General features: G+C 39.4%; 2 protein-coding genes. One reads left to right on the forward strand and one right to left on the reverse strand.

Features of this window, described 5'->3' with window-relative positions; all coding sequences use genetic code 11:
- Window positions 1-193: hypothetical protein (locus ACFV3E_RS46785; RefSeq protein ID WP_500542657.1), on the forward strand; the 193-nt coding region annotated here is incomplete at its 5' end.
- 314 nt (window positions 194-507) lie between these two features.
- Here the strand turns inward: ACFV3E_RS46785 and ACFV3E_RS46790 are convergent.
- Window positions 508-1,125: rolling circle replication-associated protein (locus ACFV3E_RS46790; RefSeq protein WP_500542659.1), on the reverse strand; the 618-nt coding region annotated here is incomplete at its 5' end.

A 1,125-nucleotide genomic window follows, 5' to 3' on the forward strand; every position in this document is an offset into this window, starting at 1 on the left:
TCCGGAAATTGTACAGCAAGGGGTCACTCCCAATAAAAAGACTACGACATATAAAACAGGTTTAGCTTCAGAGAAAAAGAGCATAAGGAAACTCGGTGCCACCCTAAAAAAAAGGGTGTCAAACAGGCTGTGCCTGTTGAGTTTCTATGCTCTTAGAACAGGTGCCGTTTTTGAAGCCAAAGATATAGCATAGATACCCCATAGATATAGCAGGGATATACCAAAATATCTCTAGAGATACGGGTATCTATGCTATATCTCTCTACAAGATTCCTCCACACGCTTGACGGAAATGCTTCAGCATTTTAGCACTCACTCGACAGAGTGTATAAGTGCGCCATTCGGAATTTCAAAGCTTCAAATTTCACAGAGAGTGCCCATTTATACACACCCCCTAAATCGTGGTGTGACAATGGGTTCTCGCCGGCTCGAAATCGGTTTGTCATTCTGACAAATAACCCTTCGGGAAATAAAAAAAACGGCTCCATAAAGAGGAACCGTTTTGCTTCAAAAATCACGTTTTGTGTTATACTGGAGAAACGAAATTGTGTTTTCAAAATTGTCATTTTCGACATGATAACTTTTCTCGTAGTGTGGTTTTGCCGAACCCACTACTTTTTTTATGTCTCCGAACTTCATTTCTTCCCGTTCCGGCTTAACAATCCCTTTTGATTTTCGATACATATTCATTCCGGAAGGATACATGTGCAGCCGTCCGCCTTTTAAAAATTTCTTTTCCCGACCTTCTACGATCTTTGTTTGCACCTCACAGCCCTCTGAAGCCACTTTTAAGGCTGTTTCCCTGTCTTGGACATCTTCTAGGTCTATATCAGTCAAATAAGCGCTCAAATAGGCTCCTATGTTGTCTATATCCTTTAATGACTTGATTGTTACAAATCCTAAACCCCATAGACTCCTTAATTCAGCATTTCTAATATAAATCTTATCCAAATCATTAAAGCGCATTAAAACATGACAATGCCAGGCTCCACGTCCTTGTGGCTCTACCACCGATAAATAATCTATCGAACTTTCTTTCTTGTATTTATAACGCAACCTGTCGATAAAATTTTGAAAATCACTATAAAGTTTTTTCGTGTCCGTCATATTTTTCTTGTATGTCAA

This window comes from Streptomyces sp. NPDC059718, assembly GCF_042733315.1.
Taxonomy (GTDB): domain Bacteria; phylum Actinomycetota; class Actinomycetes; order Streptomycetales; family Streptomycetaceae; genus Actinacidiphila.